This is a genomic window from Dietzia sp. CQ4, from assembly GCF_014145125.1.
GTDB lineage: Bacteria > Actinomycetota > Actinomycetes > Mycobacteriales > Mycobacteriaceae > Dietzia > Dietzia natronolimnaea.
In genome coordinates this window covers 1-5,982 of record NZ_JAALDZ010000005.1, presented here as the reverse complement: position 1 = coordinate 5,982, position 5,982 = coordinate 1, and the positions used below count along the sequence as shown (strand labels likewise).

At 71.7% G+C, this 5,982-nt stretch carries 7 protein-coding genes and 1 pseudogene; 1 reads left to right on the top strand and 7 read right to left on the bottom strand.

Going from position 1 to position 5,982, the window contains the following annotated elements; translation table 11 throughout:
* The 7 genes and pseudogenes from G6031_RS00285 to dapE all read right to left on the bottom strand — a co-directional run.
* Positions 1-528, bottom strand: a pseudogene (locus G6031_RS00285) (leucyl aminopeptidase); the annotation flags it as partial.
* Between the two features lie 79 nt (positions 529-607).
* The gene (locus G6031_RS00280) at positions 608-775 is read right to left on the bottom strand and encodes a DUF3117 domain-containing protein (protein ID WP_107747298.1); all 168 of its coding nucleotides are present in this window, start codon (positions 773-775) and stop codon (positions 608-610) included.
* A 91-nt stretch (positions 776-866) separates the two neighbouring features.
* Positions 867-1,217, bottom strand: a complete 351-nt coding sequence (locus G6031_RS00275; RefSeq protein WP_179525592.1) for a DivIVA domain-containing protein — start codon at positions 1,215-1,217, stop codon at positions 867-869.
* Positions 1,218-1,291: 74 nt separating this feature from the next.
* A complete protein-coding gene (gene folP, locus G6031_RS00270; RefSeq protein WP_179525593.1) occupies positions 1,292-2,104 on the bottom strand; it encodes a dihydropteroate synthase in 813 nt (270 codons plus the stop codon).
* 68 nt (positions 2,105-2,172) lie between these two features.
* Positions 2,173-2,727 (bottom strand): TIGR00730 family Rossman fold protein, encoded by a 555-nt coding sequence (locus tag G6031_RS00265; RefSeq protein WP_179525594.1) that lies wholly within the window; start codon positions 2,725-2,727, stop codon positions 2,173-2,175.
* Positions 2,727-3,527 carry a TIGR00730 family Rossman fold protein gene (locus G6031_RS00260; protein WP_179525595.1) on the bottom strand — a complete coding sequence of 267 codons (801 nt, stop codon included), beginning with the start codon at positions 3,525-3,527 and terminating at the stop codon, positions 2,727-2,729. The genes G6031_RS00265 and G6031_RS00260 overlap by 1 nt, the downstream gene beginning before the upstream one ends.
* A gap of 112 nt (positions 3,528-3,639) precedes the next feature.
* Entirely contained in the window at positions 3,640-4,863 is a 1,224-nt protein-coding gene (gene dapE, locus G6031_RS00255; protein WP_182652070.1) for a succinyl-diaminopimelate desuccinylase, read from the bottom strand.
* Between the two features lie 7 nt (positions 4,864-4,870).
* On the opposite strand from dapE, the gene dapD reads away from it, so the two are divergent.
* Positions 4,871-5,839, top strand: a complete 969-nt coding sequence (dapD, locus tag G6031_RS00250) for a 2,3,4,5-tetrahydropyridine-2,6-dicarboxylate N-succinyltransferase (RefSeq protein WP_182652069.1) — start codon at positions 4,871-4,873, stop codon at positions 5,837-5,839.
* The last annotated feature ends 143 nt before the right edge of the window (positions 5,840-5,982 follow it).

Below are 5,982 nucleotides of genomic sequence, written 5' to 3'. Positions count from 1 at the left end.
GAGGTCGCGGGCCAGGGCGGTGGCACGGGCGGCCTCCTCGGCCGCGGCGACCGCGTCGCGGACGACCACCTCGTCGTCGTCCTCCCCTGATCCCGGCGAGACCCGCACCACCAGGTCCGGCGCCACCGGCGCCGGGTCGGCGGCGAACACGTCCTGACCGCGCGCACCCAACAGGTATCCGAGGACCAGATCGCCGACCCGGTCGGGCGGGACGGTTCCGGGAACGGACACCCCGACCTCGTCGGTCCGCCGCGCATCCCGCAGGTGTCTGGCCACGGCCGCACCCGCCCGGCGGTACCCGATGCCGACGTCCACCGCTCCCGACCATCCGGGACGGGGAGCCGTCGCGTCGATCTCGACCTCCACCACCGGCCGGCCGTCGACCGCGCTCGTCCGCGCCTCCACGGCGCGGCCGCGGAGGGGTCGGCCCTCCTCCGGGGCCCGGGTGACCAGTGACCATCCGGTGGCGGGGTCCGATCCGCGAGCTACGCGAACGGTGGGGAGTGGACGCGAGGGGACCTCGGACATCGGGAGAACCTTCCGTGGAACCGAATCGACGCACCCGCCGCGTGGGCCGGGTGCGTCGATTCGCCAGAGCAGGGGACGATCAGGAGATGGCCTGGGTCAACTCCGCGCCGAGCGACTTCGCCTCGTCGGGGGTCAACTCCACGACGAGGCGTCCGCCACCCTCGAGAGGGACGCGCATGACGATCCCGCGGCCCTCCTTGGCCGCTTCCATCGGTCCGTCACCGGTCCTGGGCTTCATAGCCGCCATCGGGTCGATTCCCTTCGTCCTTGGCAGTGGGCCGCGTCCTGTGAGGACGGCCGGGCCCACGTGCGGTATCGCTGAGTGGATGTTGCCGATTCTAGCGCGTCACACCGTGCCCGGACGCGGGAGCGCGTTCTGGGTCCGCCCCGTCGGAGGACTCCCCGACGTTTCCCTCCCCGGCGAGTCGCGCGCGGAGCCTGTCGATCTCCGTCGCCGCCTCCTCGAGCGCCCAGTCGACCTCCGACATCGTGTACCCCCGCGCGGACATCCCGAATCGGACCGATCGCAGATCGTCGCCGGTGAGCGGCCCTTCGGGCAGCATCGTGACCGTGTGTCCCCGCGCCACCGCCGGCAGCGGTTCCGAACGGCCGAAGACCACGATCGACAGGGCGTAGAGCGCCGCCGCCACGATCAGGGTGACCACCACATAGATGACGATGGTGAGCATGCGCGGGAGCCTCTCTCTGGTCCGGGCCGGGCCTCCAGTCTGGCACACGCCTCGCGGCGGTGGACCCGCCCGAGTCAGGCGAGCCCGCGGACCGTTCGCGCAGGTGGGCGGGTTCCCAAGATGGAGGCCACCATCTCCACCGAGCGGCGCGTCGCACGCACGTCGTGGGTGCGGAACACGCGGGCGCCCATCATCGCCGCGACGGAGGTCGCCGCCAGGGTGCCCTCGGCGCGGTCGTCGATTCCCGCGTCCAGGGTCTCGCCGATGAAGTCCTTGTTGCTCAGCGCCATCAGGACGGGATGACCGAGGGCCACGATCTCGTCCATCCGCCGCAGGAGCTCGAGACCGTGGAAGGTGTTCTTGCCGAAGTCGTGGGTGGGGTCGACCAGTATCCCGTCCTCGGGGACCCCGGCGGCGAGTGCCCGTTCGGCGGCAGCGGACAGTTCCGAGACCACGTCGAGGACGACGTCGGGGTATCCCACCCGGAAGGGCCGGGTGCGCGGGACCGCACCCCCGGTGTGGGAGCACACGAACCCCGCCCCCGCCTCGCCGGCGGCGGTCAGCACCTCGGGATCGTGCCCCGCCCAGGTGTCGTTGACCAGATCGGCGCCGGCGGACAGGGCGCTGCGGGCGACCGAGCCGCGCCAGGTGTCCACGGAGATGACCACGCCCGGGTGTCTGTCCCGGACCGCCTCGATGAAGGGCACCACCCGCCGGAGCTCCTCCCGGGCGTCCACCAGCTCGCCGGGACCGGCCTTGACCCCACCGATGTCGAGGATGTCCGCGCCGTCCTCCACGCACCGGTCGACCCGGTGCATCGCCGCCACGTCGGTGAAGCTCGCTCCACGGTCGTAGAAGGAGTCCGGCGTGCGGTTGACGATCGCCATCACCAGAGGTCGGTCCACCGGGACGGGGCGCCCGCAGAGCGTCGGAGGCGGCGTCGCGCCCGGTGGCGTCACCGCCGGCCTCCGCAGGCGTCGAGCGCCGCCTCCAGGTCGTCACACACCACGAGGCTGTCGAACGCCTGCGGCTTGACCAGCCCCGACTCGACGAGCCCGCCGACCCAGTCCAACAGCGGTCGGTAGAAGCCGATCGGGTCGTAGAGCACGACCGGCTTGTGGTGGAACCCGAGCGAGGCGGACGTCCACACCTCGAACATCTCCTCCATCGTGCCGATCCCCCCGGGCAGGGTGAGGAACGCGTCCGAGCGCTCCTCCATCTCGCGTTTGCGTTCCCTCATCGTGGTGACCACCACGAGCTCGTCCGCAGCGGTGTCGGCCACCTCACGCACCCGCAGCCCCTCGGGGATGACGCCGACGGTCCGGGCTCCGCCGTCCCGCGCCGCCTCGGCGACCGCGCCCATCATGGACACGTTGCCGCCGCCGGAGACCAGAGACCATCCACGACGGGCGATCCCGTTGCCGACCTCGGTGGCGATCTGCAGCAGCCCGGGGTCGTGGGTCGAGGAGGCGCAGTAGACGCAGACCCGACGGCCGGGAACCGGTGCCATCAACGCTCGACCCCCCGGTGTTCCTCGCCGTACAGGTCTTCACGCTGTTCGGCGGTCAGCGCGGCCCGGTGGTGCGCCTCGCGGATGTACTCCACCGTCTCGGCCACGGAGTCGGTGACCAGGAACAGGTCGAGGTCGGACGCCGAGATCATCCCCTGTTCGACCAGGGTTCCCCGGATCCAGTCCACCAGCGGGGTCCAGAAATCCACTCCCAGCAGGACGATCGGGAACCGGGTGATCTTGTCGGTCTGGACCAGGGTGATGGCCTCGAAGAACTCGTCCAGGGTGCCGAAGCCGCCCGGGGTACAGACGAACGCCTGCGTGTACTTGACGAACATCGTCTTGCGGACGAAGAAGTAGCGGAAGTGCAGCCCCAGGTCCACCCAGCGGTTGATCCCCTGTTCCATGGGCAGCTCGATCCCCAGGCCCACGGACTCACCGTCCGCCTCCCACGCGCCCTTGTTGGCCGCCTCCATCTGACCCGGTCCGCCGCCCGTGACCACCGCGTAACCCGCCTCCGCGAGCGCCCGCCCCAGCTCCACCGCCTGTTCGTAGGCGGGATCACCCGGGCGGGTCCGCGCGGACCCGAAGACGCTCACCGCGTCGGGCAGCTCCGCGAGCGCGCCGAACCCGTTGACGAACTCGCTCTGGATGCGCAGGACCCGCCACGGGTCGGTGTGCAACCAGTCGGTGTCCTGGTTGGTGTCCAACAGCCGTTGGTCGGTGGTCGTGCGATCGCCGCCCTTGTCCCGTCGCAGGAGGAGCGGGCCGCGCAGGTGTACTGAATCGTTCGGTGCCATCAGGGGTGGTCTCCTACTGGGGTGGGGTCCGGGCTCGTGATGTCCGGGCTCGCGGGGTCCGGGGTCGTATCAGGTCCGGGCCGTGTCGGGCGCGGGTCGTGTCGGGTCGGGGTCAGCCGGAGGTGGTGAGGTAGGCGCGGAGTACCTCGGCCACCTCGGTGATCTGGGTGGCCGGGCAGTGCTCGTCCCGTGTGTGCGCCAGGCCGGGGTCGCCCGGACCCAGATTGACGGCCGGGACGCCCAGGGCGGCGAACCGTGACACGTCGGTCCATCCGTACTTGGCCCGCACCCGTCCGCCCGCCGCGCGCACCAGCTCGGCCGCGGCCGGGGCGCCGAGGCCGGGCAGTGCACCCGGGGACAGATCGGTGAGTTCCCAGTACAGACCGGGGTCTCCCGGCGGCTCCCCGTCGGCGGGGACTGGGCCCGCCCCGGTCAACCCGAGCGCGTCGAGGGCGTGCGCGAGAGCGGCATCGGTGTCCCGGTCCGGCGCGAAGCGGAAGTTGACGTCGAGCCACGCCTCGTCCGGGACGGTGTTGCCGGCCACGCCCGCGGACATCCGCACGGCCTGCAGCCCCTCCCGGTAGACGCAGCCGTCGATGTCCACCGAGCGCGGTCCGTACCTCTCCAGCGCCGCCAGCACCGGGGCGAGGCGGTGCACGGCGTTGTCCCCCAACCAGCTCCGCGCCGAGTGGGCTCGGGTGCCGCGGGCGTGGACCCGGATCCGGAGGGTGCCCTGGCAGCCCGCCTCGATCAGGCCGCCGGTGGGCTCGCCGAGTATCGCCACGTCCCCCGTGAGCCAGTCCCGGTGGGTCCGTTCGAGGAACCCGAGACCGTTCGCGGTCGCCTCGATCTCCTCGCAGTCGTAGAGCACCAACGTGAGATCGTGCGCGAGCTCGGCGGAGTCCGCCAGGGTCGCGAACAGGTGGAGGAACACGGCGTCGCCGGATTTCATGTCGACGGTCCCACACCCGTGCAGGACCTGATCGGCTCCCTCACCCGTGAGTCGGCACGGGACGTTGTCCGCCACCGGGACGGTGTCGAGATGTCCGGCGAGCACCACCCGGGTCGGCAACCCCCTCGAGGTGCGGGCCAGGACGCGGTGGCCGTCCCGCACGAGTTCGGTCCGCCCGGCGGCCGGACCCGTGAAACCGGCGACCACGGATGCGAGCGCCGTGTGGACGGCGCCGGCGATCTCCGCCTCCTCCCGGGAGGGACTGGCGATGTCGACGAGGGCGCGGGTGAGGTCGACCGGGTCGGCGGTCAGATCGAGGGCGGCGGTCACGGCGTCCACCTTAGATGCCCGTGGCCGGTACGCGCCGGGGCCGACCGCTAGCATCGGGGGCATGAGTGCACACGGAGCCGTGGCCACCGGAATCGCCACCCTGACGTCCGATCACACCGTCCTCGACGTGTGGTACCCAGCGCCCCAGCTCGGAGCGGCCTCCGAGGGGGGCCACCGGATCCTGTCGGGTGACGAGGTCCCCGAGGAGCTGGCTCCCCTCACCGGACCCGACGCCGATCGCGGTGTCGAGCGGGTCGCGGTGCGGGTCGAGATCGAGGACCTCACGCAGGCCCCGACCGACGCCTACGACGCCTACCTGCGGCTGCACCTGATCTCCCACCGCCTCATCCGGCCGCACTTCGCCAACATGGACGGGTTGTTCGGGACACTGGCCAACGTCGTGTGGACCAACTTCGGCCCCTGTGAGGTACCGGGATTCGAGATGGTGCGTGCCAAGTTGCGCGCCCGCGGCCCGGTGACGGTCTACGGCGTGGACAAGTTCCCGAGGATGGTGGACTACGTGGTCCCGTCCGGGGTCCGGATCGCCGACGCCGACCGCGTCCGACTGGGTGCCCATCTGGCGGAGGGGACGACCGTCATGCACGAGGGGTTCGTCAACTTCAACGCCGGCACCCTCGGGCCGTCGATGGTCGAGGGACGCGTCTCGGCCGGTGTCGTGGTCGGTGCGGACTCCGACGTCGGTGGCGGCGCGTCGATCATGGGAACCCTCTCGGGCGGCGGCAAGGAGACCATCTCGATCGGCGAGCGCTGCCTGCTGGGTGCCAACTCCGGAATCGGGATCTCGCTCGGCGACGACTGCGTGGTCGAGGCCGGGCTCTACGTCACCGCCGGGACCAAGGTGGACGTCCGGGCCGGGGCCTGGGCCGATCGCGAGCCCGTCAAGGCGGGCCAGCTCTCCGGGATGGACAATCTGCTGTTCCGGCGCAACTCCGTCTCCGGCGCCGTCGAGGCCGTGCCGTGGAAGCGTGAGGGCGTCGAGCTGAACGAGGCGCTCCACGCCAACGACTGACCTCCCGCGACGCACACCCACCCACAACGACAAGAGCGTTCCGCACCCATCGGCCGAGAGCAGATGCGCGGAACGCTCTTTTCGATGGCGCTGGCGGGCGCGGGGGGCGCTGGCGGGCGCGGGGGGCGCTGGCGGGCGCGGGG

What these genes read in the sequence shown, in the direction of transcription:
- folP (WP_179525593.1), bottom strand. Translation starts at nt 2,104, where the DNA reads ATGGCGATCGTCAACCGCACGCCGGACTCCTTCTACGACCGTGGAGCG.
- G6031_RS00280 (WP_107747298.1), bottom strand. Translation starts at nt 775, where the DNA reads ATGGCGGCTATGAAGCCCAGGACCGGTGACGGACCGATGGAAGCGGCC.
- dapE (WP_182652070.1), bottom strand. Translation starts at nt 4,863, where the DNA reads ATGCTAGCGGTCGGCCCCGGCGCGTACCGGCCACGGGCATCTAAGGTG.
- G6031_RS00260 (WP_179525595.1), bottom strand. Translation starts at nt 3,527, where the DNA reads ATGGCACCGAACGATTCAGTACACCTGCGCGGCCCGCTCCTCCTGCGA.
- dapD (WP_182652069.1), top strand. Translation starts at nt 4,871, where the DNA reads ATGAGTGCACACGGAGCCGTGGCCACCGGAATCGCCACCCTGACGTCC.
- G6031_RS00275 (WP_179525592.1), bottom strand. Translation starts at nt 1,217, where the DNA reads ATGCTCACCATCGTCATCTATGTGGTGGTCACCCTGATCGTGGCGGCG.
- G6031_RS00265 (WP_179525594.1), bottom strand. Translation starts at nt 2,727, where the DNA reads ATGGCACCGGTTCCCGGCCGTCGGGTCTGCGTCTACTGCGCCTCCTCG.